The organism is Pseudomonas sp. TH32, assembly GCF_016650855.1.
GTDB lineage: Bacteria > Pseudomonadota > Gammaproteobacteria > Pseudomonadales > Pseudomonadaceae > Aquipseudomonas.
Genome location: NZ_JAEKFA010000002.1, coordinates 3,839,341 through 3,865,338 on the forward strand (window position 1 = coordinate 3,839,341; position 25,998 = coordinate 3,865,338).

At 59.8% G+C, this 25,998-nt stretch carries 18 protein-coding genes and 1 pseudogene; 7 read left to right on the plus strand and 12 right to left on the minus strand.

Annotation, left to right across the window (positions count from 1 at the left end):
- Positions 1-72 precede the first annotated feature (72 nt).
- The 4 genes from astD to JFV30_RS21200 all read right to left on the minus strand — a co-directional run bounded on the left by astD (position 73) and on the right by JFV30_RS21200 (position 5,101).
- On the minus strand, positions 73-1,542 hold the full coding sequence (astD, locus tag JFV30_RS21185; protein ID WP_201126226.1) for a succinylglutamate-semialdehyde dehydrogenase: 1,470 nt from the start codon (positions 1,540-1,542) through the stop codon (positions 73-75).
- Positions 1,539-2,564 (minus strand): arginine N-succinyltransferase, encoded by a 1,026-nt coding sequence (gene astA, locus JFV30_RS21190; RefSeq protein ID WP_003214325.1) that lies wholly within the window; start codon positions 2,562-2,564, stop codon positions 1,539-1,541. The genes astD and astA overlap by 4 nt, the downstream gene beginning before the upstream one ends.
- Positions 2,565-2,613: 49 nt before the next feature.
- Positions 2,614-3,633 carry an arginine/ornithine succinyltransferase subunit alpha gene (gene aruF, locus JFV30_RS21195; protein WP_010165630.1) on the minus strand — a complete coding sequence of 340 codons (1,020 nt, stop codon included), beginning with the start codon at positions 3,631-3,633 and terminating at the stop codon, positions 2,614-2,616.
- Between the two features lie 247 nt (positions 3,634-3,880).
- Complete coding sequence (locus tag JFV30_RS21200; RefSeq protein WP_169386037.1) at positions 3,881-5,101, minus strand: aspartate aminotransferase family protein; 1,221 nt, start codon at positions 5,099-5,101, stop codon at positions 3,881-3,883.
- Positions 5,102-5,415: 314 nt separating this feature from the next.
- On the opposite strand from JFV30_RS21200, the gene JFV30_RS21205 reads away from it, so the two are divergent.
- Complete coding sequence (locus JFV30_RS21205; RefSeq protein ID WP_201125102.1) at positions 5,416-10,410, plus strand: dermonecrotic toxin domain-containing protein; 4,995 nt, start codon at positions 5,416-5,418, stop codon at positions 10,408-10,410.
- Positions 10,411-10,413: 3 nt separating this feature from the next.
- On the opposite strand, the pseudogene JFV30_RS21210 reads toward JFV30_RS21205, so the two are convergent.
- The 7 genes and pseudogenes from JFV30_RS21210 to acs form a co-directional block, all read right to left on the minus strand.
- Positions 10,414-11,393, minus strand: a pseudogene (locus JFV30_RS21210) (GlxA family transcriptional regulator).
- A gap of 157 nt (positions 11,394-11,550) precedes the next feature.
- Complete coding sequence (locus JFV30_RS21215; protein ID WP_003214336.1) at positions 11,551-12,315, minus strand: ABC transporter ATP-binding protein; 765 nt, start codon at positions 12,313-12,315, stop codon at positions 11,551-11,553.
- A gap of 27 nt (positions 12,316-12,342) precedes the next feature.
- Complete coding sequence (locus JFV30_RS21220) at positions 12,343-13,455, minus strand: succinylglutamate desuccinylase/aspartoacylase family protein (protein ID WP_201125103.1); 1,113 nt, start codon at positions 13,453-13,455, stop codon at positions 12,343-12,345.
- A 1-nt stretch (position 13,456) separates the two neighbouring features.
- Entirely contained in the window at positions 13,457-14,155 is a 699-nt protein-coding gene (locus JFV30_RS21225) for an ABC transporter permease (protein ID WP_010165618.1), read from the minus strand.
- The gene (locus JFV30_RS21230) at positions 14,152-14,841 is read right to left on the minus strand and encodes an ABC transporter permease (RefSeq protein WP_003214341.1); all 690 of its coding nucleotides are present in this window, start codon (positions 14,839-14,841) and stop codon (positions 14,152-14,154) included. The genes JFV30_RS21225 and JFV30_RS21230 overlap by 4 nt, the downstream gene beginning before the upstream one ends.
- A gap of 91 nt (positions 14,842-14,932) precedes the next feature.
- On the minus strand, positions 14,933-15,718 hold the full coding sequence (locus JFV30_RS21235) for an ABC transporter substrate-binding protein (RefSeq protein ID WP_010165608.1): 786 nt from the start codon (positions 15,716-15,718) through the stop codon (positions 14,933-14,935).
- A gap of 666 nt (positions 15,719-16,384) precedes the next feature.
- Positions 16,385-18,340 carry an acetate--CoA ligase gene (gene acs, locus JFV30_RS21240; protein WP_201125104.1) on the minus strand — a complete coding sequence of 652 codons (1,956 nt, stop codon included), beginning with the start codon at positions 18,338-18,340 and terminating at the stop codon, positions 16,385-16,387.
- Between the two features lie 393 nt (positions 18,341-18,733).
- Here acs and JFV30_RS21245 point away from each other — a divergent pair, with 393 nt between their 5' ends.
- The 6 genes from JFV30_RS21245 to JFV30_RS21270 all read left to right on the plus strand — a co-directional run bounded on the left by JFV30_RS21245 (position 18,734) and on the right by JFV30_RS21270 (position 24,635).
- A complete protein-coding gene (locus JFV30_RS21245) occupies positions 18,734-19,003 on the plus strand; it encodes a DUF2790 domain-containing protein (protein ID WP_010165605.1) in 270 nt (89 codons plus the stop codon).
- A gap of 145 nt (positions 19,004-19,148) precedes the next feature.
- Complete coding sequence (locus tag JFV30_RS21250) at positions 19,149-20,012, plus strand: helix-turn-helix domain-containing protein (protein ID WP_201125105.1); 864 nt, start codon at positions 19,149-19,151, stop codon at positions 20,010-20,012.
- Between the two features lie 128 nt (positions 20,013-20,140).
- Positions 20,141-21,394 carry a DUF1479 domain-containing protein gene (locus JFV30_RS21255; RefSeq protein WP_201125106.1) on the plus strand — a complete coding sequence of 418 codons (1,254 nt, stop codon included), beginning with the start codon at positions 20,141-20,143 and terminating at the stop codon, positions 21,392-21,394.
- 416 nt (positions 21,395-21,810) lie between these two features.
- Complete coding sequence (locus tag JFV30_RS21260; RefSeq protein WP_023659243.1) at positions 21,811-23,061, plus strand: ribonucleotide-diphosphate reductase subunit beta; 1,251 nt, start codon at positions 21,811-21,813, stop codon at positions 23,059-23,061.
- 145 nt (positions 23,062-23,206) lie between these two features.
- Positions 23,207-23,920 (plus strand): HNH endonuclease, encoded by a 714-nt coding sequence (locus JFV30_RS21265; protein ID WP_201125107.1) that lies wholly within the window; start codon positions 23,207-23,209, stop codon positions 23,918-23,920.
- 73 nt (positions 23,921-23,993) lie between these two features.
- Entirely contained in the window at positions 23,994-24,635 is a 642-nt protein-coding gene (locus JFV30_RS21270; protein WP_201125108.1) for an HAD-IB family hydrolase, read from the plus strand.
- Positions 24,636-24,789: 154 nt separating this feature from the next.
- On the opposite strand, the gene JFV30_RS21275 is transcribed toward JFV30_RS21270, so the two are convergent.
- Entirely contained in the window at positions 24,790-25,749 is a 960-nt protein-coding gene (locus JFV30_RS21275; protein WP_201125109.1) for a LysR family transcriptional regulator, read from the minus strand.
- Between the last annotated feature and the right edge of the window lie 249 nt (positions 25,750-25,998).

Here is a 25,998-nt window from a genome sequence, read left to right on the forward strand (position 1 = left end):
TATAGGCATCAAGTGCAGATCTGTATCTGTTAACCCGATCAAGCCAGCTCCCACATTAGATCAGTGTCACTTTCACTTAAGCGTTACGCCTGGGGTCAGCGACGCAGGCAGCACCAGGCTCGGGGTCTCAAGCGAGGCCACCGGGTACGCGCAATAATCCGCCGCGTAATAGGCGCTGGCGCGATGGTTGCCCGAAGCCCCTACGCCGCCGAACGGCGCGCTGCTCGCGGCACCTGTCAGCTGTTTGTTCCAGTTGACGATCCCGGCACGGCTCTCCAGCCAGAACTGCTGGTAACGCGCTTCGGAATCCGACAGCAAACCCGCCGCCAAGCCGTATTGGGTGTTGTTGGCCTCGGCAATCGCCGCCTCGAAATCAGCGTAGCGGATCACTTGCAGCAGCGGGCCGAACAGTTCTTCGTCAGCACGATCAGCGACCTCGGTCACATCAATAATGCCCGGGGTCAGCAGCGCGGCCTGGGCCTGTGGCTGAGTCATCTCCAGCAACGCGATCGCGCCATTGGCCAACAGCAATTCCTGGGCATCCATCAACGCCTTGGCGGCGCCGAGGGAAATCACCGAGCCCATGAACGGCGCCGGTTGTTGGTCGAACGCGCCCACTTCAATGGTCGAGCTCACCGCCACCAGGCGTGCGAGCAGTGCATCGCCCCAGGCGCCTTCCGGCACCAGCAAGCGACGGGCACAGGTGCAACGCTGGCCGGCCGAGATAAACGCCGACTGGATAATGGTGTACACCGCGGCATCCACATCGGCCACTTCGTCCACCACCAGCGGGTTGTTGCCGCCCATTTCCAGTGCGAGGATCTTGTCCGGGCGCCCGGCGAATTGCTGGTGCAGATGGTTGCCGGTGCGGCTGGAGCCGGTGAAGAACAAGCCGTCGATGCCCGGATTCGCCGCCAGGGCGATCCCGGTTTCCCGTGCGCCTTGCAGCAGGTTCAACACGCCCGCCGGCAGGCCGGCGTCGATCCAGCATTGCACGGTCAGTTCGGCGACTTTCGGGGTCAGCTCACTCGGCTTGAACAGCACGGTGTTACCCGCCAGCAAGGCTGGAACGATGTGCCCGTTAGGCAGGTGCCCCGGGAAGTTGTAAGGACCGAACACCGCCACCACACCGTGGGGTTTGTGACGCAAGACGGCCGTGGCGTCGCCCAATGGGCCGCTCTTCTCGCCGGTACGTTCGCGGTAGCTCTGCACCGAGATCGCAACCTTGTTGACCATGCTGGTGACTTCGGTGGCCGATTCCCACAAAGGCTTGCCGGTTTCCTCACCGATGCAACGAGCGAGTTCATCGGCACGGCTTTTCAGGTTGGCGGCGAAGGCTTCCAGCACGCTCAGGCGCTCCTCCAGGGAACGCTTGGCCCAGGCTGGAAACGCCTGGCGCGCGGCCTGAACGGCGGACTCGACCTGCTCGGCAGTCGCGCTGTTACCCGACCACACCACCTGCTGGGTCACCGGGTTCAGCGATTCAACCACGTCACCCTGGCCAGCCAGCCAGCTACCTGCGATATACAACGAATTCATTATTTCGACTCCCGGGCAGCGGACAACGGTACGGCACGCACTTGATCACCGGCGATCAGTTGCAGGCGCTTGGCGGTCTGCTGATCGACCACCAGGGTGCCGGCAGCCAACCGCGCCGGTGCTGCGGTGATGCGGCAATCTTCACGTTTACGGTTATGAATCAGGAACGGCGTGGCGTCGTCGCCCGGCGTGCCAATCGCCAACACCAGCGCTTCGCTGTCGCGTACCGCGCGGATCTTGGTGGTTTCACACTCCACCGCCGGGCCTGCGTCGAAGATGTCGACGTAACCCTGGTAGCTGAAGCCTTCGCTCTTGAGCATGCTCAAGGCCGGCTCGGTGTCGGTATGGACCTTGCCGATCACGTTGCGCGCGTCTTCGGACAGGAAGCAGGTGTACAGCGGAAACTTCGGCATCAGCTCGGCGATGAACGCCTTGTTGCCCACACCGGTAAGGTAGTCGGCCTGGCTGAATTCCATTTTGAAGAAGTGCCGGCCCAGGCTTTCCCAGAACGGCGAGCGCCCGGCTTCGTCGGACATGCCGCGCATTTCGGCGATGATCTTGTTACCGAACAGCTGCGGGAATTCCGCGATAAACAGCATGCGCGCCTTGGCCAGCATGCGGCCGTTAAGGCCGTTGCGGTAATCGGCGTGCAGGAACAGCGAGCACAGCTCGGAGTTGCCGGTCAGGTCGTTGGCCAGAAACAGCGTCGGGATTTCGCGATAGATGTTCAGTTCCTGGGAGGCGCTGACGGTAAGGCCGACCCGGAAGTTGTACCAGGGCTCGCGCAGGCCGACCGCGCCGGCGATGGCGGAAATCCCCACCACACGGCCTTCGTCGTTTTCCAGCACGAACAGGTAGTCTGCATCACCGCGCCCGGCTTCGCCGCGAAAGGTCTTCTCAGCCCAGCCGACCCGGTGGGTCAGGCGCTCTTCGTTGGCCGGCAAGGTGGTGAGGCCGGTGCCGGTGCTGCGCGCCAGATCAATCAGGGCCGGTAAATCGCTGCTGCGTACGGGACGAACGATCATGCTATCTCCTCAAACGGGCCGCTGTTGTCAGCCACCCGCGAAACTCTGTTTATACCGCTACCAGGCGCACGCTCGCGCCTTCGCCAACGCCCAGGGCCTCGGCGGTTTCCAGGTCCAGGGTCACTGGCTTGCCGGGCGCGTAGTCCAGCTCCAGCATCACTGCGCGGTAATCCTGCAACTGGCCGTTGCTGACCAGGTACTGGCGGCCGACACCCTTGGCCATCTCGCCGATCTTCACCGGCACCACACGGCTCTGGGCGATCGAGCGAATGCCCGACACCCGTGCGTGCAGCGTGGGGCCGCCGTCGAAGATGTCGATGTAATGGTCGGTCTCGAAGCCTTCGCGCATCAGGATGTCGAAGGTGATCTGCGCCCGCGGGTGCACCTGGCCCATGGCTTCCTGGGCGGCGTCCGGCAACAGCGGCACGTAGATCGGGTAATGCGGCATCAGTTCGGCAAGGAAGGTCCGGCTCTTCAACCCGCACAGGCGTTCGGCCGCGGCGTAGTTGAGGTCGAAGAAGTTGCGGCCAATCGCATCCCAGAACGGCGAGTCACCGTTCTCGTCGCTGTAGCCCACGATCTCGGTGACCACCGAATCGGCAAAACGCTCCGGGTGGCCAGCCACGAACAGCAGGCGGCCACGGGAGTTGAGTTCCGACCACGGCGAACCCACCAGCTCCGGTACCACGTAGAAACTGGTCAACAAGCTGTTGCCGGTCAGGTCGTGGCACTGCGAAAGCACGTGGATCTTGTTGTGGATCTTCAGCTCGCGGGAGGCGTGCACGAAGGTTTCGTTACGGAAGCTGTAAAACGGTTCCGAGTAGCCAGCCGAAGCGACGATGGCCGAGCAGCCCACCAGCTTGCCGGCGGCGGTGTCTTCGAGGACGAAGAAATAGCTTTCTTCACCGTTGAAGCTGACCTCGGCGGCGAAGGACGCTTCGCTTGCGGCGATCTTGTCGCTCAGGCGTTCGACATCATCCGGCAAGGAGGTGACACCAATCGGGCTGTCCGCAGCCAGACGCTGTACCTCGCCCAGATCAGCCATTTGCGCGGGGCGCATCACCAGCATGGTGTCACTCCTTAACTCGAAAAACTCACAGAGGGAAAAATGCCGGACAGGGGGGAACTGCCTACACAGGACTTATTGTGTAAGCAGATCCATGTGGGAGCCGGGCTTGCCCGCGATGACGGTGTGTCAGTCAGCACAGGTGTTGCCTGTGGCACCGCCATCGCAGGCAAGCCAGCTCCCACACTTGATCCGGTCCGGCCTTAAAATTTTTGTTCGACGCCAGGATCGCCAGGCGCCAAACGGTCCATCAGGCTTGCGTCAGCTTTTTAACAGCACGCTCGAAGCGGTCCAGGCCTTCCTGGATGTCGGCATCTTCCACCACCAGGCTCGGGGCGAAACGCACCACGTCCGGGCCGGCTTGCAGGATCATCAAGCCTTCACGCTCGGCGGCGTTGAAGATGTCCTTTGCCTTGCCCTTCCAGGCATCGCTCAGCACGCAGCCGAGCAGCAGGCCCAGGCCCCGCACTTCGGTGAAGATGCCGTATTGCTGGCCGATCTTCTCCAGGCGGGAAACGAACAGGTCATGCTTGGCATTAACACCGGCCAGCACTTGCGGGGTGTTGATCACGTCGATCACCGCTTCCGCCACCGCGCACGCCAGCGGGTTACCGCCGTAGGTGGTGCCGTGGGTGCCGACCACCAGGTGCTTGGCCAAGTCCTCGCGGGTCAGCATGGCTGCGATCGGGAAACCACCGCCCAGGCTCTTGGCGCTGGTGAGGATGTCGGGCACGACGCCGTAATGCTGGTAGGCGAACAGCTCGCCGCTGCGGCCCATGCCGGTTTGCACTTCGTCGAACACCAGCAGCGCGTTGTTCGCGTCGCACAGGTCGCGGGCACCTTGCAGGTACGAAAGCTCAGCCGGCAATACGCCGCCTTCACCCTGGATCGGCTCCAGCACCACGGCGCAGGTCTTGTCCGAAACGGCGGCTTTCAGTGCCTCCAGATCGTTGTAAGGCACGTGGGTGATGCCGACGATTTTCGGACCGAAGCCGTCGGAATACTTCGACTGGCCACCCACGTTCACGGTGAACAGGGTACGGCCGTGGAAGCTGTTCAGCGCAGCGATGATTTCGTATTTCTCGGTGCCGAAGCGGTCGAACGCGACACGACGGGCCAGCTTGAAAGCGGCCTCGTTGGCTTCGGCGCCGGAGTTGCAGAAGAACACACGCTCGGCAAACGTGGCGTCGATCAGCTTGTGGGCCAGGCGCAGGGCCGGCTCGTTAGTGAAGACGTTGGACACGTGCCACAGCTTGTTGGCCTGTTCGGTCAGTGCACCGACCAGCGCCGGGTGGGCGTGGCCCAATACGTTGACCGCGATGCCGCCGGCAAAGTCGATCAGCTCTCGGCCCGCCTGGTCCCATACGCGCGAACCTTCGCCACGCACGGGGATGAAAGCGGCAGGTGCGTAGTTGGGAACCATGACCTGGTCGAAATCGGCACGTTGCACCGGGGCTTGCTCAACGGACATCGGAGTCTCCTGAAGAGGAACGCCTGCCTGAAACTGGCGGGCGATGCAGGGATTGTAAGGACAGTTTTCAGCGCGGCCTTGCCGCCAAGCGACAACTTCTTATAGCGCCAACCCGTGATTTTCGCGGGTTTACGCCAATGCGACAAATAGCATCGCAATGGCGCAGTTTAAACCGCCCGGCGTGGTTATGGGCGCCGTTGGCCGTAATTGATTTGAACCGGCGGCCGCGAGCGCCAATGCGCAACTATGTAGCTCCCGGGCAGGCGACTGCTTTGTGAAAGTGTTGATCTCATCTGCCTAAAAGGAAAGGCGCCATGCCTGGCATCGACGATCAACGTTTCTCCCCTGATGTTGCAGAACACCCCGACAGCCATTATCAACTGCTGGCCCAGGCCACTCCCGAATGGCTGGTGCTCGCCTCCGTGAACCGCCGCGCACGACTCAAGAACGCCACGCCTCATGTAAAGCCCTGGTACAAAACCGCCACCGGCGAGCAGCACCGCCAGTTACGCCTGCACACCGCCAGCCACTGGACCGCGCAAAACCAGGTCGAGCAACGCCTGGCATCGCTTCAAGACGTCAACGCGTTCGCCGCCCCCTTGCTGGCCGCAGCCCTGAAAAGTCGGTTCGGGCTCACGCTGGACGTCAGGGCCACATTTTTGCGCTTGTACATCCCCGCCACCATTCCCTGGTTTACGGTTAAAACCGGCGCCGCGCGCACCTGGACCGTTTCGCTGCTGGACGCCGCGCTGCACAACTTCGAGGCCCGCGAGACCCGGCCCGACGCCTTCGAGGCCGCCAGCGCGTTCATTACCCAGCCCGATGCACATGGCCACTTCCAGGTGTTGCCCGAGATCAACCGCAGCCTGTCTGTCCCCGCGTTTACCCAACTGTGCAGAACCCTGGATATCGGTGCGCAGTACAAAATCTACCTGGAAGAGAACCTGGGCATCACCAATGGCCTGATCGCGACGGTTCTGCAACGCGAAGTCAGGGCGAGTGAGCGTGCCGCACTGGAGAGCGCGTTAAAGCTGGCCCATATGAAGGGCGACCTGGACGGCTCTATTTATGAGGCGTTGCAGGGCGTGCTGGATGGCCGGCCCGGCATGCAGATGGCGGGCAAGCCTGTGCATTGCCATGACCTGAGCATGATGTCTGCGCGACTGACCGCGATTGTGCTCTTCGCACCCGACCTGGAGCGCCATCGCGCCACGGTGCCGGTGGTGGCCTACGTCCCGGACGACCCGGAACACCCCATCAAGCAATACGCCTCGACGGGCGCTCTGTGTGCCGAACTCACCCGGCAACTGCGCGACAGCGACTATCAACATTTCTTCAGCCGGTTCGTCGCCCACGAAGACCGTGGGTTCTTTTTCGCCAACCTCAACGACCGCCTGAGCAAGATCACCTGGCACCCTCACAACCCTGCCGATCCGCAACCCACCTGGCGCGAAACCCCGCAGGCCCGGCCCAACCCGCAACTGAGTGCGCCGGGGTTTTCCGGTGATTTATTGACGCATGTGTATCAGCAAAAGCTCAACAAGATCCTCAACGACGCCCAAGTCATCGCCGTTTCCACCGCCAGGGTCGACCAGAAAGCGCGCTGGGAGCTGTGGGATTCGTTCCAGAAAATCGCCACAACGCTGCATGATATCGCCGCGCTGGTGGTTGCTCCGCTGGTGCCCGTACTGGGAGAACTGATGATGGCCTACATGGCCTATCAACTGCTGGATGAAACCTTCGAAGGCATCGTCGACTGGGCGCAAGGCCAAACCACTGAAGCCTTTGAGCACCTGATGGGCATGGTCGAGGCGTTGGTGCAACTGGGTACCTTCGGTGCGGGCGCAGCGATTGTCGCCGGTGAGTTTCGAGCGCTGTTACCGCAACGTACGGTCGCCTTCATCGACAGTTTCAAACCGGTTCAGGCTCCCAACGGCAAACCTCTGTACTGGAAGCCTGACCTGAAACCCTATGAGCGCAAAGCCACGCTCCCCGAACACTCAACCCCCAACAAACAAGGTATCCATCAACACCTGGACCAGGCCGTGATCCGCCTGGACGACACCCCCTACGTGCTGAATAAATCACCCGGCGATGACGACTTCTCGCTGTTGCATCCGCGCCGCCCCGACGCCTATCAACCCAAAGCCTGGCACAACCAAACCGGCGCCTGGCAAACCGAGCTTGATCACCCCTTGTACTGGGACACAGACACACTGCTGCGTCGGCTGGGGCATACGGCAAGTACCTTCAGCCGCGAGCAACTGGAGCAGATACGACGTGTGAGCAACACCCCTGAAAACGTGCTGCGCCAGGTGCATGTTCAGCGCGAGCCCACCCCCGTGCTGCTGGAGGACACACTCAAGCGCTTCAAGATCGAGCAAGACATTTCGGCCTTCATCGAACAAATGAACAGCGACGATCCGGCGGTGTATAGCAACGCGTCCCCCCTGACTCAACTGCAATTACTCTGCGACAGCGGCATCTGGCCCGAAACCAGAACACTGCAAGTGGTCGATGCCAGAGGCCAGACACTGTGGCAGTACGCGCCCCGCCAGAACGTCGCACGGGTGCGGATCAGCCAGGCGCAACTCACCAGCGGCGACTTGCCGAAGACCTTGCTTTTGTCATTGGATGAGCCTGAGGTCAAGACACTGTTGGGCGAGGCGTTTGGTCAACCGCCCCGAGCGCTTGATGCGCGCGCCCGCCTACTCAGGAAAAAAATTGCACAGACCGCTGAAGCACAAAAAACCAACCTGTTCGAGTCGCGCTACAGGGCCGCGAACCCACCCGAGCACGGCGCCGCTCAACGACTGATGGACAGTAAACCCGGGCTCCCGGCCTCGGTAGCCAATGTGCTGCTGGAGCAGGCCAGCGACCTGGAGCGGGCGGAACTTCGCAGCGCAAAAATTCCCAAGCGCCTGGACCAACTGGCCAGCTGGGCACGCCAGGAAACCCGCTTGAACCGCGCCTATGAAGGCCTGTACCTCAACGCCCCGACAAACCTGGACACCCACACCCTGGCCCTGCATTCCCTGCCGGCGTTGCCGGGATGGTCGGGCAATGTTCGACTGGAAGTGCGTGAACACACCTTCAGCGGCGCCCTGCGCGACAGTATTGGCAACGCCACCGCAAAGGATCGCAAAGTACTGGTGCATGAGGAGGGTCAATATCAGGCCTACGACAACGAAGGCCTGCACCTGCAGGGCGATTCCGATTTTTACACGGCGGTGCTGCAAGCCCTGCCCGACAACGAGCGCAATGCACTCAACCTTCACATCCGGCAAGGTCCACAACTACGCCAAGCCCTCGCCAGGGTGGCCTTGCCCCGTGACCGGCTGCGGCCCATTCTCGAGCGCCACCCCGTCAGACAACCCGCCGCCGGTCAAATCCCAAGGCTGCCAGGCGGCCTCAAGGGTTATCCGGAACCCCACCCGCCGATGCCCGCGGTGGGTGCTCCACTGTCTTTGCTCCAGCGCGCACAAGCGCTCTATCCCGCCGACACGCCAGAGCAAAACACACTATTGCTGCAGCGCCTGAATCGTCTCCCCGGCGGTGCATTGCCACAGTTGGAGCAACTGCACGTGGAATACGCACGACTGTCCCGGGATATGGCGGATTGGCGTAGAGACATCCCCCGCACCGATCCACAAACACACGCCCCGCTTTCCGCTGACACCTACGCCTATGAACAGCAAAAACGTGGCGTACTGGCCGAGCAGATCCAACGCTGCTGGCGCCGGGAAACCGAGCCTGCCATGAATGAAGATGGCGGAATTGTCGGCTATAGCCTGGTGTACGAAGAACCCATCATGGGGCAACTGCCCACGCTGACAGCCAACTTCGAGCATGTCTCGACACTTGGCTTGATGGGTGATGAAGGCACCTCGGGCGCCCTGGGGTTCATCCAGCACTTTCGCAATCTGCGAACCCTGGAATTGCGCGGCATGCCGCTGGGGGTTTTTCCCGATGAATTGGCGACGATGCCGCAACTGACCGAACTGGTGCTCGACAGCTGCAACGTTCAACTGACCAGGCAGAGCCTGGCGGCGCTGTCGTCGATGACGCGCCTGGAATCCCTGGACCTGTTCAACAATCCGCTGGGCAGAGTACCGAGTGTCGAAGCGATGCCCAGCCTCAAGTACCTGGACCTGTCCTCCACCGGGATTGACCAAATCCCGGCCGGCTTACTCACACGCCCCAGGCTTGAAAGTGCAATTCTCAATAACAACCGCATCGCCGAATTGCCCGATGCGATATTCGAACTGTCGGGCGCGATCAGTGAGGGGTTAGACCTGGAGAACAACCCCTTCCCCGAGCCCCTCATCGCCCGTATCAAACAGCATTTCCAGCACACCGGGGAACGCTGGGAAACGACTGCGCCATGGCCCGATATCAATAGCCTCAAAGCACTCTATCCGACCTTCAGCACCCACGAATGCAACCGGTTCATCTTCAACATGCCCGGCAGTCTCGAAGCCGGTCGACTGGAACTGACCCGCCTGGGCGCCGAGTACGAAAAACTGACAGCAGACCTGCAAGAGTGGCAAATCAGCGTCCCCACCCACCACCCCATCCTGGGCACGGAACTCCCGCAGCAGCTTCGCGCGCAGGAGCAAGTCAAACGCCAGGCGTTCAAGGAATTGCTGGAAGCCTGCTGGCGCCGGGAACTTTCAACGGATGACGCCGACGACGGCCCCACCCTCACCCACGAGCTGAGTTACACCACCACGCTGCTGGGGGATTTCCCCACCGTGACCGCCAATTTTGATCATGTGACACTGCTGTCGCTATACGGCGAAGACGCCACCAGCGGCATCGGCCATTTTCTTGAAAGTTTCCCCAGGCTCAGAAGCCTTTCCATCCAGGGCTACCGGCTGCAACGCATCCCCGAGCAAGTCTTCCGGCTGGCACGCTTGCATGAACTGATCCTGCCACACGGCGATATCCACCTCACTGTTGAGTCGAACAACGCGCTGGCAGACCTGCATCAGCTGACCTATCTGGACTTGAGCGACAATTTATTGAGCCTCACGCCGCGGCTGGGCAAGATGCAGCAACTGGCGATCCTGGACTTGCAATCCACCGGTATCCAGCAGGTACCACAAGGGCTGTTTTCATTGAGGAACATCGTCGCCGCCGACCTCAGGGACAATGCAATCCGGCATATCGACAGCGGCATCCTGGAAATGCCCGCGCCAAATTTCAACGCAATACTATGGGACGGTAATCCACTGTCGAGGCCAAGCCTGGCCAACCTGCGACGTTATGCGCAACGCCACCGCGTGGGTTTGTCGATCGAGCAATAAAGCCTAACCGCGCTCGGACGGCACCGACGACAACTCGAACGGGCTGCTGCTGCGGCGCTGGTTACGGTCTTCACGGGGGTGGCGCCAAAGAAGTTGCGGTAGGCGCTGGAGAAGTGCGGCCCCGAGGAGAAGCCGCACGACAGGCCGATCTGGATGATCGACTTGCTGGTTTGCATGAGCATCTGGCGGGCCTTGTTCAGGCGCAATTCTAGGTAGTACTGGCTGGGAACACGATTGAGGTATTGCTTGAAGATGCGCTCGAGCTGTCGTCGGGACACGCACACATGCTGGGCGATTTCGTCGGTGGTCAGCGGCTCTTCGATGTTGGCTTCCATCAGCAGTACGGCCTGGGTCAGCTTTGGATGGCTGGAACCCAGGCGGTTTTGCAGCGGGATACGCTGGCGCTCGCCGCCTTCGCGGATGCGCTCAACCACCAGTTCCTCCGAGACGGCGCCCGCCAGTTCGGCACCGTGATCACGGGCCAGCACCGCCAGCAGCAGGTCGAGTACCGACATGCCACCGCAGGCGGTCAGGCGGTCACGGTCCCAGTCGAACAGATGGCTGGTGGCGATGACCTTGGGGAAACGCTCGGCGAAATCGTCCTGCCAGCGCCAGTGCACGGCGGCGCGATAACCGTCGAGCAAACCGAGTTGTGCCAACGGGTAAACACCGGCCGACAACCCGCCAATCACGCAACCGGCGCGCACCAATTGTTTGAGTGCGGTGCTGAGTTGGGACGCGATGACGGTCGGCGGCTCATCTGCCAGTAGGAACAGCTTTTGAAAGCCTTCCAGCTTGCCGGCCCACGGCTCACCCGGCAGTTGCCAGGCGCCGTCGACGGGCGGTTCGGCCTGCAAAAACGAGAGTTCGTACACCACGTCCGGATGCACCCGCTGAGCAACGCGCAAGGCCTCCTCAGCCAGCGCAAGCGTCAGTGCTTTAGTGCTGGGCCAAATCAGGAAACCAATTCGATGGGCAGTCATGGAGTGCTATCCGAAGCGAAAAACAGTAATGAAGACAAAGGCCAATGCTAGCCCGTAAACCAACACAAATCTCAAAACATATAGAGATCTAATGTGGGAGCCGGGCCAGCTTAAGCTGTGAAGCTTGCACTAATTCAGTGCATAAAAGCAGTTCTGTTTACTTCAAGCTGCCGGAAAGAAACTGCTGCAAACGCTCAGACTGCGGATTAACCAGCACTTCGCGCGGGTTGCCACGTTCTTCGACGATGCCTTTGTGCAGGAACACCAGTTGGTTGGAGACTTCACGGGCGAAGCCCATTTCGTGGGTCACCACCACCATGGTCCGGCCTTCCTGGGCCAGGTCCTGCATCACTTTGAGCACTTCACCCACCAACTCCGGGTCGAGGGCCGAGGTGGGCTCGTCAAACAGCATCACCTCAGGTTCCATCGCCAACGCACGGGCAATCGCCACACGCTGCTGCTCGCCACCGGACATGTGGCCGGGGAACGCATCCTTACGATGGCCCACCCCCACTTTAGCCAGGTAGTGCTCGGCCTTTTCCCGGGCGTCTTTTTTCGACATGCCGAGGACGTGCACCGGTGCTTCCATGACGTTTTCCAGCGCGGTCATGTGGGACCACAGGTTGAAGTGCTGGAACACCATCGACAGCCGCGAACGCATGCGTTGCAGCTGTTTGGGGTCCGCGGCCTTCATGGCGCCGTCTTTGTTGGCCACCAGTTTCAGCTCTTCGTTGTTGAGCAGAATCTTGCCGGCGTGGGGTTGCTCCAGCAGGTTGATGCAGCGCAAAAAGGTACTTTTGCCCGAACCACTGGACCCGATGATGCTGATCACATCACCGGCCGCAGCGGCCAGGGACACACCTTTGAGCACTTCATGACTGCCATAGCGTTTATGCAGGTCTTGGACTTCAAGTTTGTACATGCGGTCGGTTCTCACAAAAACAGTTGGTCAGTCGTTGAGCAAGCGCCCGTGCCGCAGCGCTTCGCGCCCCGCCACCTTGGCCAGCCAGAAACCCGCTTGGGCATAACGCAGCCGTTCAACGGCAAACAACACCCCAGGCGTGCCCGCGCAAACAATGCTCACGCGGTCGGACAAGGGATCGATCACTTCAAATATCGGGTCGCCGGCTTCCACGACATCCCCGGCTTTACGCAGGTAACTGATCACGCCGGCGTGGGGCGCGAACAACAACTCGGTGCCTTCAAAGGGCAGGCCTTCGCAGGGTTCGTGTTGCGGCGCGGGCCATTCACCACGGATCAGGCCTTGCTCAGCGAGGAACGCCAGAATGCCTTCGGCGTGGAAAATCGCTTCGTCACGGCCGGTGTCGGCCTGGCCGCCCAGCTCCAGGGTCGTCGCCAGGCACGCCAGTGGAATCTGCGCCTCGGGGAACGCCCGGGACAAGCGCAACCACGGCAGCGAACAGGCTTCGTCAAATGAACTGCCGCCGGAATCTTCCGCCAGCAGGCCGACCTTCACATTCAAATGCGCAGACAGCGATCGCCACTGCGGCCAGTGCTGCGGCAGCGCGTACATGTGCAGCGCGGCTTCGGCATCGCAATGCAGATCGAGCACCACATCGGCGGTGCAGGCATGGCTCAGCAGTATGCGCTGCATGCCTTGCAGCTGGCTGCTTGGCTCGGGCAATGCGTTGAGTGCATCACCCATGGCCTGGCGGATCATGCGCACGTTGGCGTGGGGATCATCGCCCAATTTGCCTTCGAGCAGCTCGGCTACCGGCTCGCTCAACTCAACGAAGTCCCGGTTGAAATTCTTGCCGCTGCCGATCTCGAAACGGCCCTGATGGCTGCCTTGTAACAGTTGCCCCAGCCCCATCGGATTGGCCACCGGCACCAGCTCGATCACGCCGTTAAGAGCGCCTTGCTGTTCCAGTTCGGCCAGGCGCTTCTTCAGCTCCCACGCGGCACGCATGCCGGGCAATTCATCGGCGTGCAGGCTGGCCTGGATAAAGGCCTTGCGCTCGCCGCTGCCGAAACGGAACACCGTCAGCTGGCGTTCGCAGCCCAGGTGACCCCAGGGCAACAGGTGATCGATACGTTCCATATCAATGCTTCCGTGGAGCCAGGTAGCTCAGCCAGCGGCCTTCGGCCAACTTGAACAGGCGCACCAGGATGAAGGTCAGGCACAGGTAGAACGCGCCGGCAGTGATATAGGCTTCGAACGGCAAGTAGTACTGGGCGTTCACCGTGCGCGCGGCACCGGTGATGTCGATCAGGGTGACGATGGAGGCCAGGCTGGTGGTCTGGAGCATCATGATCACCTCGTTGCTGTATTGCGGCAGCGCCCGGCGCAGGGCCGATGGCAGCAGGATCCGGCGATACAGCTTGTAGCGCGACATGCCCATCGCCTTGGCCGCTTCGATCTCGCCATGGGGCGTGGCCTTGAGGCTGCCGGCGATGATTTCGGCGGTATAGGCGCTGGTGTTCACGGCGAACGCCAGGCACGCGCAGAAGGTCGCACTGGACAGCAGCGGCCACAGGAAGCTTTCACGCACCGCTTCAAACTGGGCCAGGCCGTAGTAGATCAAGAACAGCTGCACCAGCATCGGCGTGCCGCGAATCACGTAGGTGTAGAGCCAGGCCACGCCGTTGACGATTGGTTGCTTGGACACGCGCATCAGGCCCAGGGGCAAGGCCGCGAGCAAGCCGAAGAACAGCGAAATGGCCAGCAGTTTCAGGGTGGTCAGCAAGCCGCCGAGGTACAGCGGCATGGCCTCCCAGATGACGTTGTAGTCGAAGATCATAGATCAGCCGCCTTTACGCCTACCGAGTAGCGCTTCTCAAGATGACGCAGGGCCAGCAACGACACGCTGGTGATCACCAGGTACATCGCCGCCACTGCGAGGAAGAAGGTAAAAGGTTCGCGGGTGGCGTCTGCCGCCTGCTTGGCCTTGAACATCATGTCTTGCAGGCCCACCACCGAAATCAGTGCGGTGGCCTTGGTCAGTACCAGCCAGTTGTTGGTAAACCCGGGGATCGCCAGCCGAATCATCTGCGGCACCATCACCCGGAAAAATACCTGGAAGGGGCTCATGCCATAAGCAAGGCCGGCTTCGGCCTGGCCCTTGGGAATGGCCATGAAGGCGCCACGGAAGGTTTCCGAAAGGTAGGCGCCAAAGATGAAACCCAGGGTGCCGATGCCGGCGGCCAAGGGGTTCAAGTCAATGTAGTCGTTGTAGCCGAGCAGCGGCGCAACGCGGTTAAGCAGGTCCTGACCGCCGTAGAAAATCAGCAGGATCAGCACCAGGTCGGGGATCCCGCGGATCACCGTGGAGTACAGGTCGCCCAGCCAGGCCAACCAGCGCACCGGCGACAGGCGTAACGCGACCCCGATCAGACCCAGAACAATGGCCAGGGCCATGGATGACAAGGCGAGCTGAAGCGTCAACCATGCGCCATCGAGGATGACAGCCCCGTAGCCTTTCAACATGATTCAGGTCCTCGAAAAGGGGGATGAAAAAATGGCGCAAACTTCAGAGACCCTGTTGCTTGCGCCATTCTGGACAGACAGCTGCGACGGTTTACTTGGCTTCTGGGCCGTAAATGTCGAAGTTGAAGTACTTGTCCTGGATTGCCTTGTATTTGCCGTTGGCACGGATCGCGGCGATAGCAGCGTTGATGCGGTCCAGGTTTTCCTTGTCGCCTTTACGCACGGCGATGCCGATGCCGTCGCCGAAGTATTTGGCGTCGGTGAAGGCCGGGCCGATGAACGCGTAGCCTTTACCGGCTGGCGTGTCGAGGAAACCTTCCTGCAACAGGGTGGCGTCGGCCACGGTGCCGTCGAGGCGACCGGCTTCTACGTCCAGGTAGATTTCGTTCTGCGAGCTGTAAGGCACCACGGTGGCGCCTTTCGGAGCCAGGACTTCCTTGGCGAAACGGTCGTGGATCGAACCGCGCTGTACGCCGATCTTCTTGCCTTTCAGTTCATCCAGGCTGTCGCTGACAACGGTACCTTCCTTCAACACCAGGCGCGCCGGGGTCAGGTAGTAACGGTTGGTGAAGTCCACGGACTTCTTGCGATCTTCAGTGATGGACATCGAGGACAGGATGGCGTCGATCTTGCGCACTTTCAGCGCCGGGATCAGGCCGTCGAATTCCTGCTCGACCCAGGTGCACTTGACCTTCATCTCTTCGCACAGGGCGTTGCCGATGTCGTAGTCAAAACCGACGATGCTGCCGTCCGGTGCCTTGGAGGCAAACGGAGGGTAAGCCGCTTCAATACCAATCTTCAGGGGCTTGCCTTCGGCGAAAGCCTGCATGGACAGCACGGACAGCGCCAGGGCGCCCAACAGCACGAGTTTCTTCATCTTGGGACTCCATCGGTATAGGGCAAAACAGCAGTATGAGCCAGAGCCCACGATGCGACTGAGTGAAACCGAATAGCGTTGCTGCGTCCTGCGCCAGTTCAACATCGGCGACGACGAGCGAGTGATCGGCATTCTAACGACAGGCCGGAAGCCGATATTTCCTCAATGCGACAACAATTTACAGAAGCACCGAGAAAGCGGTTCCAGCACATTGACAGCCTCTGAATTTTATGCAGAGGCAAAAGATATTAAACCTGTTAACGCTGCAAATTGCGGGCCTATTATTCGCAAACCCTTCTAGCACGGCAAGTGTAGCGTTTGATCTAATTTTTCAGGGCGTCTAAAACGCGGGTTTTCGGGGCATGGCGTAGCACTTTGCCTCATGTTTGGGCGTGGGGTTACACATTTACGGGGTTCGGTAACATTCAGAAACCTCCCACAATGAAAACCGATATTTATTGGTATGGAAGTTGAAACGCGATCCACTGTGGGAGCTGGCTTGCCTGCGATAGCGGTGGGCCAGCCAACACAGTGGGGTCTGATACGCAGCCATCGCAGGCAAGCCAGCTCCCACATTAATGCGGTCTTGGGAGTGGCATTTGCCGCTCCTCACAAAAAAGCCCCACCCGGCCTACGCCGAATGGGGCTCTACCCTACAACCCCGCCTTACGCGACATTCATGGTCTTGTGCGTCTCGATCAAATGCGCCACCACACTCGGGTCCGCCAGGGTGGAGATATCCCCCAACCCGTCGTACTCAGCCGTCGCAATCTTGCGCAGGATCCGGCGCATGATTTTCCCCGAACGCGTCTTCGGCAAGCCCGGCGCCCACTGGATCACATCCGGTGACGCAATCGGCCCGATCTCTTTGCGCACCCAGTTTTTCAGCTCCAGGCGCAGCGCTTCATTCGGCTCTTCACCGTTTTTCAGCGTCACATACACATAGATGCCCTGGCCCTTGATGTCGTGCGGCACACCCACCACCGCCGCTTCAGCGACTTTCGGGTGGGCAACCATCGCGCTTTCAATCTCGGCGGTCCCCATGCGGTGGCCAGACACGTTGAGCACGTCGTCCACCCGGCCGGTGATCCAGTAGTAGCCATCCTCGTCACGACGCGCACCGTCACCAGTGAAGTACATGCCACGGAAGGTCTTGAAGTAGGTGTCCACAAAGCGGTCGTGGTCGCCATACAGCGTGCGTGCCTGGCCCGGCCACGAATCGAGAATCACCAGGTTGCCCTCCGCCGCGCCTTCGATCAGGTTGCCCAGGTTGTCCACCAGTGCTGGCACCACGCCAAAGAACGGCCGCGCCGCCGAACCCGGCTTGAGCGCATGGGCGCCAGGCAGCGGGCTCATCATGTTGCCGCCGGTCTCGGTCTGCCACCAGGTGTCCACGATCGGGCAACGGGATTGGCCGACGTTCTTGTAGTACCAGTCCCACGCTTCCGGGTTAATCGGCTCACCCACCGAACCCAACAGGCGCAAGCTGCTGCCGTCGGCGCCTTCCACGGCGGCCTTGCCGGACGCCATCATGGCGCGGATCGCGGTCGGTGCGGTGTAGAGGATGTTGACCTGGTGCTTGTCGACGATCTTCGCCACCCGGGTGATGTCCGGGTAGTTCGGCACGCCTTCGAACATCAGCGTGGTCGCGCCGTTGGCCAGCGGGCCATAGACGATATAGGTGTGGCCGGTGACCCAGCCGACGTCGGCGGTGCACCAGTAGATTTCGCCCGGGCGGTAGTCGAACACGCGCTCGTGGGTCAGGGCTGCATACAACAGGTAGCCGCCGGTGGTGTGCTGCACGCCCTTCGGCTTGCCGGTGGAACCCGAGGTGTAAAGGATGAACAGTGCTTCTTCGGCGCCCATCTCTTTCGGCGCGCACACGGTGCCCGCCACTTTCATCAGGTCTTCGTACCAGATGTCACGATGCTGGTTCCACTTGATGTTGCCGCCGGTGCGCTTGCACACGATGACTTTCTGGATGCTGCTGGTTTCCGGGTTGGTCAGGGCGTCGTCGACGTTGGCCTTCAGGGAAATTTTCTTGCCGGCACGGATGCCTTCGTCGGCGGTGATCACCACCTTGGATTTGCAGTCGATGATCCGACCGGCCAGGGCCTCTGGCGAGAACCCGCCAAACACCACCGAGTGAATCGCACCGATCCGGGCACAGGCCAGCATGGCGACCGCAGCTTCGGGAATCATCGGCATATAGATAGTCACCACGTCGCCGCGGTGCACATCCTGGCCGCGCAGGGCGTTGGCGAACTTGCAGACTTCTTCATGCAGCTCGCGGTAGGTGATGGTGCGGCTTTCGGCAGGGTCGTCGCCCTCCCAGATGATTGCCGCCTGGTCGCCACGCTCGGCGAGATGACGGTCCAGGCAGTTGTAGGAAACGTTGAGGGTGCCGTCGGCAAACCACTTGATGTCGACATGGTGATCGTCGAAGGAGGTCTGCTTCACCGTGGTGAAAGGCTTGATCCAGTCAAGGCGCTTGGCTTGCTCGCGCCAGAAACCGTCGGGGTTGACCACCGACTGCTGGTACATGGCCTTGTAGGTCGCCTCATCGGTCAGCGTATTGGCTGCTACTTCGGGGCGAACGGGGTACAGAGAAGCCGCACTCATCTTTCTTACCTCGGTGACATAGTTGTTGTTGTATGGCCCTGTTGTAGCCGGGCCGGGCCTATAGAACCATTCGACGATGGTAGTAACAAGCCCCTACAAATTGCCCACCTATACCCCGGCGGCGCTCTGGCCCGCGGCCTGTGGCGCTTTGCAGGTTTCTGAAAAAACCTTCATCTCGGGATTGTTACAAAAACCACCAATAGTGTTTATCAAAAGCACGGGTATATGAATTAAACCCGTGCGCCTAAAATCAACCACGCCATCAAGGCACTGTGATTAACAACGTAACAGCCCCCACGAAGGCAACGTTAATCCGAACTTCCCAATCAAGTTACACACGTGGCCTCACAAGGGCCCCGTGACCCCTTTCGACCGCCAAAAGGTAAATAGTAAATGAAAGCGTTATTAGTTATGGCCCTTAGCAGCTTGTGCGCCACCGCCGCCCTGGCCGACGAAGCCCCGACTGACGTAGCCAGCCAGAGCACTCCGATTGTTGAGGATTACACTTACAGCACCCACTTGGATGTCGCCAAAGTTTTGTCGATGAGCAATGTTCCGGATGTATGCGAAGTTGTACCGGTAAAAATGGAATATGAAGACTCACAAGGTCAGCGTCATATTCTTCAATATCAGGTCATGGGTAACGGTTGCTCTAACGGCTGATAACTTCGTTAGTTGCCATTGACTCAGATCTTATTCGCCGCAAGAAATCGTTCTTGCGGCAAAGAGCCGGCTTCTCCCCCCCACCGCTTGAATCGAATGCTACGATTGTGGCGCCGCCACCTCACCTGCACGGCAGGATGCATTCATGCGAGCCAGTTTCGAAAAAATCCCAACCGAGGCGAACACCTCCTGGACCCTGCTGAACAGGCGTCTACCGGAGGCGATTCCGTTTGAATGGCATCACCATCCCGAATACGAACTGACCCTGACCCTCAACAGCCGCGGGCACCGCTATATCAGCAACGATGTGGCGCTGTACGATGATGGCGACCTGGTGCTGGTGGGCCCGAACGTGCCCCACAGCTGGTCTTCCGCCGAGCTGATCGACCCCGCCAAACCGCACATTGCCTTGGTCATCTGGTTTTCCGAGGCCTGGGCGGATTCGCTGGTGCAGCTGTTTCCGGAGATGGCGTCGACGCGCGCACTGTTGGCTGCAGCGCGGCAGGCACTGAGCTTCAGTGACGCCACGTCCCGGGCACTGCGGCCGGTGATCGAAGCCATGGTCGAGCAAGACGCCTCACAGCGGCTGATCTCGTTGCTCACTGTGCTCAACACATTGTCCCGGGACATCGCCGCGCAGCCTATTGCGATAGAAGTTGCGACGCCTCACATCACGGAAGACGCACGCATCCGCCGCGTCCTGGACCACTTGCACGGCCACTATGCGCAACCTGTGGGCATTCCCGAATTGGCACAAATGGCCTGCGTCAGCGTCTCCGCCTTCCACCGAATGTTCCGCAAACACACACGCTGCACGGCACTGGACTACATCGTTCGGCTGCGTATCGGACACGCCTGCGCGCTGTTGATGCAGGGCAACCTGGCGGTCAGCGCGATTTCCGAGCAGGTAGGCTATGCCTCCCAGGCGTTGTTCAATCGGCAGTTCAAGGCGCACAAGGGCATGACGCCTTCACACTTTCGGGCTCAGCACGGGCATCACTTTCAATAAGCCGATTCTTCTACACGCGTTACAACAAACGCCAGAATCGTACTGCTCAACGCTCCAAATCAGGCTGCCGCCCGAGCAGGCCGGAGTGATTCCATACCTGTATGCACAACAACAATACAGGTCACCCCATGAGCAACTACCACGCCTTCGAATGTGCCGAGCTGCCGGACGACTACAAGCGCAGCATCGTCGCGATGAAAAAGGCATTGCGCACGCAAATCGGCGATGTGCCCGCGCTGTTTGCCGAGGTCAGCGAGTTCATCAGAGCTGAAATCGCCTCGATCAAGGCTACTACCGCGTGGCCCGAACTCGACTTTGAGACCATCGCCAACGGTCAAGTCACCGAGGAACAACGGGCACTCATCAAGCGCCGGGGCTGCCTGGTGATCCGCAACCACTTCCCCCGCCAGCAAGTGCTCGGGTGGGACAAGAGCCTGCTGGACTACCTCGACCACAACCATTTCGACGAGGTGTACCGCGGCCCGGCCGACAACTTCTTCGGCAACCTCGAAGCCTCACGCCCGGAAATATTCCCCATTTATTGGTCCGACGCCCAGATGCAGGTGCGCCAACACGAACGCATGGGCGCCGCACAGTCATTCCTCAACCGCCTGTGGACCGTCCACTCCAAGGGCCGGCAATGGTTCGACCCGGACATCAATGCGCTGTACCCCGACCGCGTGCGCCGCCGCCCACCCGGCACCACCTCCAAAGGGCTTGGCCCGCACACCGATTCCGGCGCGCTGGAACGCTGGCTGCACCCCGCCTACCTCAAGGTGTTCGACAAGATCTACCGCAACGACTTCAAGGCGTACGACCCATGGGACGCCGCGCATCGCACCGAAGTTGATGAATACGCCTACAAGGACACAGTGAAATGCTCGGCCTTCCGCACCTTCCAGGGCTGGACCGCGCTGTGCGACATGCAGGCCGACCAGGGCGTGCTGCATACCTTGCCGATCCCCAAGGCCATGGCCTACCTGCTGCTGCGCCCGTTGCTGGACGACGTCCCTGAAGATGAATTGTGCGGCGTTGCGCCGGGAAAGGTGCTGCCGATTTCAGAGAAATGGCACCCGCTGCTGGTCCAGGGCATGACCCCGATCCCTGATGTGCAGGCCGGCGATTCCGTGTGGTGGCACTGCGACGTGATCCACAGCGTCGCCCCCGTCGAAAACCAACAGGGTTGGGGCAACGTGATGTACGTACCCGCCGCGCCCATGTGCCAGAAAAACCAGCGGTACGCCAAGGATGTGCTCCGAGCGTTCGAGCAAGGGGTTTCGCCGGATGACTTTGCCCGGGAGGACTACGAGAAAGACTGGAAAGACCGCTTTATGGCACCACAACTGAATGCCCTCGGCCGTAAAGGGCTGGGGCTGGAATAAACACCGCTCCGGCGCCTCGAAACAAACGCCTACCGCCCGTCAAAAAATTCCAAGCCAGGCAAAGCCTTGTAAACCCGGACCTTGGCTGCAAACACCACCATTTTGGCCGCTCACCGAGACCATCCGCCGCAACACAAAGCCGAATTTTTCCCTATAATGCGCGGGTAAATCGGGCCTGCAATATCCCTTTACACTGGGATGAAGAGCCAGACCTGAGGCCCCCGCTGGAGCTCGCAAGCACTGCTCCGCCCCTCAAGCCTCAAGCAGAACACCCGTAACCCTGATTCCGTTTAATGCGTGCGCTAGCTGCAACAAACGATTCCTTAAGATCCACCGCGGCCTTTGGGCCGTGTGAACACCCAACCATCCGGTTTCACACGGGCACCTTAGAGCCCTCACGCAGGAGACGACACGTCATGCTGAGCTGGGACGAGTTCGACAAAGAAGAAGACGGCGAAGTAGTTGCCAAAGGCGCCAACGCCGGCCACGCCACCGAAGCCAACATGGACCGCCTCGACGGTGCCGGCGCTGCTGCCGCCATCGAAGCCCGCGCCGTCACCGCCGCTGACTCCGCCGCCATCGTGCGCGCCAAGGCTGCGCTGGACAAACTCGACGTCGCCGAAGGCCTCGCTGAGCTCGAAGGCTCCGCCGCCCGTGTCGCCGTTGACGAAAAGCGCATGATCAACTGCCGCGCAGACCTCAACCAACTCGTGCCGTTCAAGTACGACTGGGCCTGGCAGAAATACCTCGACGGCTGCGCCAACCACTGGATGCCGCAAGAGGTCAACATGACCGCCGACATCGCCCTGTGGAAAAACCCCGAAGGCCTGACCGACGACGAACGCCGCATCGTCATGCGCAACCTCGGCTTCTTCTCCACTGCGGATTCGTTGGTCGCGAACAACCTGGTCCTGGCCGTGTACCGCCTGATCACCAACCCGGAGTGCCGCCAGTACATCCTGCGCCAGGCCTTTGAAGAAGCGATCCACACCCACGCCTACCAGTACTGCATCGAATCGCTGGCCATGGATGAAGGCGAGATCTTCAACATGTACCACGAGATTCCATCGGTCGCCAAAAAGGCCGCCTGGGGCTTGAAGTACACCCGCTCGATCTCCGATCCGAAGTTCGAAACCGGCACCGTCGAGACCGACAAAGAGCTGCTGCGCAACCTGGTCGCGTACTACTGCGTCCTGGAAGGCATCTTCTTCTACTGCGGCTTCACCCAGATTTTGTCCATGGGCCGTCGCAACAAAATGACCGGCGTGGCCGAGCAGTTCCAGTACATCCTGCGGGATGAGTCGATGCACCTGAACTTCGGTATCGATGTGATCAACCAGATCAAAATCGAAAACCCGCACCTGTGGGATGCCGAGATGAAGGAAGAAGCGACCCAGATGATCCTGCAAGGGACTCAGCTGGAGATTGAATACGCGCGTGACACCATGCCGCGTGGGGTGCTGGGCATGAACGCGGCGATGATGGAGGACTACCTCAAGTTCATCGCGAACCGTCGTTTGTCGCAGATTGGGTTGAAGGAAGAGTATCCAGGGACGACGAATCCGTTCCCGTGGATGAGCGAGATCATGGACTTGAAGAAAGAGAAGAACTTCTTCGAGACCCGTGTGATCGAGTACCAGACTGGTGGTGCGCTGAGCTGGGATTGATTCCTAAGCTAACTAAAAAGCCCTGACTTGATCAGGGCTTTTTTGTATTTGCAGAAGGCCAAATCCGACAGACAGGTAGGAAATTTCGTGGACGCGTTAGTGGCCACTCAGTATCGTCCGAAGGTTTTCTACCTTTGGCGACTGCATGGATATCACAAAAGATAAAACGGACTGGGACGACGCGGAGTTAGCCGCAGCGGTAGAGGCTTACTTGAAAATGTTGGCCTGGGAAAAAAGCGGCCAACGTTTTAACAAAGCCTATGAGAACCGCTTGCTACGTCAGGGACCAATCGCAGGCCGCACAGAAGGCTCTATCGAATTTCGTATGCAGAATATTTCTGCGGTTCTGGTCCAAATGGGCCTGGACCGGATCAAGGGATACAAACCTGCAAAGAACGTGGGCTCGGGAGTAGAACAACAGATTCGCAAAGTTCTCACCGCCTTTCGTATATTTGAATCAGATGAAACAGCCCAAACTGCAGATGAGCAAACCCTCGTCCGCCGAGCCTCCAAGCTACTGCAGCGGCCAATCGATAAGGTGCCGGAAGGAATTGCGAAGCCACAGAAAGTGTCCGTTGTCGGTACCACTTATGTTCGCGATCCCAAAGTACGCGCTTGGGTATTGAATGAGGTCGATGGCATCTGCGAAGGTTGCGGCTCGAACGCGCCTTTCGAGGTCGACGGTCAGCCATTTCTTGAAGTACATCACGTCAGGCACCTCGCCCAGAAGGGTTCGGATCGCATCACCAATGCTGTAGCCTTGTGCCCCAATTGCCATCAGCGGTGTCACCGGTCGAGCGACCGGGATGTTTTCACCAAAGGGCTTTACTCCAAAATCAACAGATTGATACCGGAGTAAACTCCTGCTGTCAGAGCAGATGCACCTTCCAAAAAATAGTAGATAGGACCGAGACCCGCCCGTGAACCCAGACATGCTCGAATCCGGCCCCTTGGATGCCAAAGTACTTTCCGTCTTTGACTTCGACGGCACCCTGACCCACCACGACAGTTTCGTGCCGTTCCTGAAGTTCGCCTTTGGTAAAGGCGAATTCCTGCGCAGGATGGTGAAGCTGGCGGTGCCTGGCGCGCAGTTTCTGTTGCGCGTCATCAGCCGTGATGAGCTCAAGGCGCAGTTGATCCGCACCTTTATGACCGGCGTGGACAAGGCGTGGGTTCAGGAGAAAGCTGAAGCGTATTGCCAGGCGTATTGGAACAAGTTGATGCGGCCAACCGGGCTGCAATCGGTGGCCGATGAGGTGAAGTCCGGAGCGGTGGTGACGTTGTGTTCAGCGTCGCCGGCGTTGGTGTTGCAGCCGTTTGCGGATCGGCTTGGGATCAGGTTGATTGGCACTGAGCTGGAAGTGGTTGACGGGGTGTTGACCGGCAAGCTCACAGGGAATAACTGCCGGTGTGAGAATAAGGTGCTTCGGCTTGAGGCGGTTTATGGGGATCTGGGAGAGTATCGGCTCAGGGCCTGGGGTGATACGCGCGGGGATCGGGAGTTGTTGGCGGCGGCGCAGGATGCGCATTTTCGGCATTTTCATGCGAAGAAGAAGCGCAAACAACTGCGGTGATCGCGCACTAGCATGGGGTGCTAGGGGTCGAGTGCAGGGGTGATGCTGAGGGTTCGGGAGGGCAGGGAAACCGAGTTGATGCCATCGCAGCCTCGCTAAAGCTCGACAGCTCCCACAGGGGAGCTCTGTAGGTTCTTAGGGTGGTGTGAATTCACTAGATGGGCGCTTTGAGATCCACACCCAGTGCCGTTGCGAAGGCTTTTACCAGTGGGCTGCGCGGGGTGTTGTGTTTGAGGATGACGTTGAACGGCGTGCTCAGGTGGATCTGCTCCGGGCATAACACGCGCAGGCGCCCTTCCCTCACCAGCGGCGCGGCGTAGTGTTCCGGGAGGAAGCCCAGGAAGCGGCCGGTGAGGATGAGGATGGCCACGGCTTCAACTTGTGAGGCCGACGCGGACTGGCTGTCGTAGCTGACGAAGTTGGCCTTGTCGCTGTGGATCGCGTACCGATGATTGACCACTTCATGCTGGCGCAACACATCTGCGTTGATGTTGCTCGCTTCGAACAGCGGATGCCCGACGGCGCAGTACGCGTGGGACTTTTCTTCGTACAGCGGGAAATAATCGAATTCTTCCCGGCGCTGGTACACCGGCACGATACCGACAATCAGCCGCCCTTCCACCACGCCCCGTTCAACTTCGTCCAATTGCGAGGCATGTAGGCGTAATCTTATTTTTGGCGATTCTGTATGTAGTTTTCCCAGCGCTTTAATCAGCGGTGAATTAACGTCCGATACGGTGTTATCGATAACGCCCACACTAAGGTCGCCAATCAGCTCATTCTGCGCCGAACTAAGCTTGTCTCGAAAACTGTCTACCGAGGCAAATAATTCTATGGACGCCTGATAGACTAATTTGCCTTCTTCGGTCAGGCCAAACCCTTCCCGCCCCCGTGTGCACAGGCGCATGCCGATGCGGATTTCCAGGTCGGAAATCTGCTTGCTGATCGCCGCCAGGCCCACATTCAGCTCATTCTGCGCCGCGCTGAAGCCGCCCGCTTCGACCACAGCCTTGAACACCCGCAGCAATTTGAAGTCCAGGCCGCTGAGTTGCAGGGGCGGTCTTGTGCCGGGTTTTGGCGGTATGTTTCCAGAATTGGAAAGTGGGGTTTCCATAATACGTGTTGACCTCAAGTGCCATATTCAACAGGCTTTGACCTACTCCATGAACATCGCCGGGCGGCAATAATGAACATACTTAACCGCCCTTGGCAACCTTGAATATAGCGGGTTGAACGGCTTTTACCGGCTGATTTAACGCCCATGAAAACCTGACACTTCGATCAGGACTTTTCGTTTTGCTACTGCCCTCCGAATCCATAAGGCCAAGCCTCGTCCACCGGGCTTGTCACTTCTAAAAACAAG

What these genes read in the sequence shown, in the direction of transcription:
- JFV30_RS21270 (WP_201125108.1), top strand. Translation starts at nt 23,994, where the DNA reads ATGCTCGAATCCGGCCCCTTGGATGCCAAAGTACTTTCCGTCTTTGAC.
- acs (WP_201125104.1), bottom strand. Translation starts at nt 18,340, where the DNA reads ATGAGTGCGGCTTCTCTGTACCCCGTTCGCCCCGAAGTAGCAGCCAAT.
- JFV30_RS21200 (WP_169386037.1), bottom strand. Translation starts at nt 5,101, where the DNA reads ATGTCCGTTGAGCAAGCCCCGGTGCAACGTGCCGATTTCGACCAGGTC.
- JFV30_RS21260 (WP_023659243.1), top strand. Translation starts at nt 21,811, where the DNA reads ATGCTGAGCTGGGACGAGTTCGACAAAGAAGAAGACGGCGAAGTAGTT.
- JFV30_RS21255 (WP_201125106.1), top strand. Translation starts at nt 20,141, where the DNA reads ATGAGCAACTACCACGCCTTCGAATGTGCCGAGCTGCCGGACGACTAC.
- JFV30_RS21235 (WP_010165608.1), bottom strand. Translation starts at nt 15,718, where the DNA reads ATGAAGAAACTCGTGCTGTTGGGCGCCCTGGCGCTGTCCGTGCTGTCC.
- JFV30_RS21250 (WP_201125105.1), top strand. Translation starts at nt 19,149, where the DNA reads ATGCGAGCCAGTTTCGAAAAAATCCCAACCGAGGCGAACACCTCCTGG.
- JFV30_RS21275 (WP_201125109.1), bottom strand. Translation starts at nt 25,749, where the DNA reads ATGGAAACCCCACTTTCCAATTCTGGAAACATACCGCCAAAACCCGGC.
- JFV30_RS21245 (WP_010165605.1), top strand. Translation starts at nt 18,734, where the DNA reads ATGAAAGCGTTATTAGTTATGGCCCTTAGCAGCTTGTGCGCCACCGCC.
- JFV30_RS21230 (WP_003214341.1), bottom strand. Translation starts at nt 14,841, where the DNA reads ATGTTGAAAGGCTACGGGGCTGTCATCCTCGATGGCGCATGGTTGACG.
- JFV30_RS21220 (WP_201125103.1), bottom strand. Translation starts at nt 13,455, where the DNA reads ATGGAACGTATCGATCACCTGTTGCCCTGGGGTCACCTGGGCTGCGAA.
- JFV30_RS21205 (WP_201125102.1), top strand. Translation starts at nt 5,416, where the DNA reads ATGCCTGGCATCGACGATCAACGTTTCTCCCCTGATGTTGCAGAACAC.
- astA (WP_003214325.1), bottom strand. Translation starts at nt 2,564, where the DNA reads ATGATCGTTCGTCCCGTACGCAGCAGCGATTTACCGGCCCTGATTGAT.
- JFV30_RS21215 (WP_003214336.1), bottom strand. Translation starts at nt 12,315, where the DNA reads ATGTACAAACTTGAAGTCCAAGACCTGCATAAACGCTATGGCAGTCAT.
- JFV30_RS21265 (WP_201125107.1), top strand. Translation starts at nt 23,207, where the DNA reads ATGGATATCACAAAAGATAAAACGGACTGGGACGACGCGGAGTTAGCC.
- aruF (WP_010165630.1), bottom strand. Translation starts at nt 3,633, where the DNA reads ATGCTGGTGATGCGCCCCGCGCAAATGGCTGATCTGGGCGAGGTACAG.
- JFV30_RS21225 (WP_010165618.1), bottom strand. Translation starts at nt 14,155, where the DNA reads ATGATCTTCGACTACAACGTCATCTGGGAGGCCATGCCGCTGTACCTC.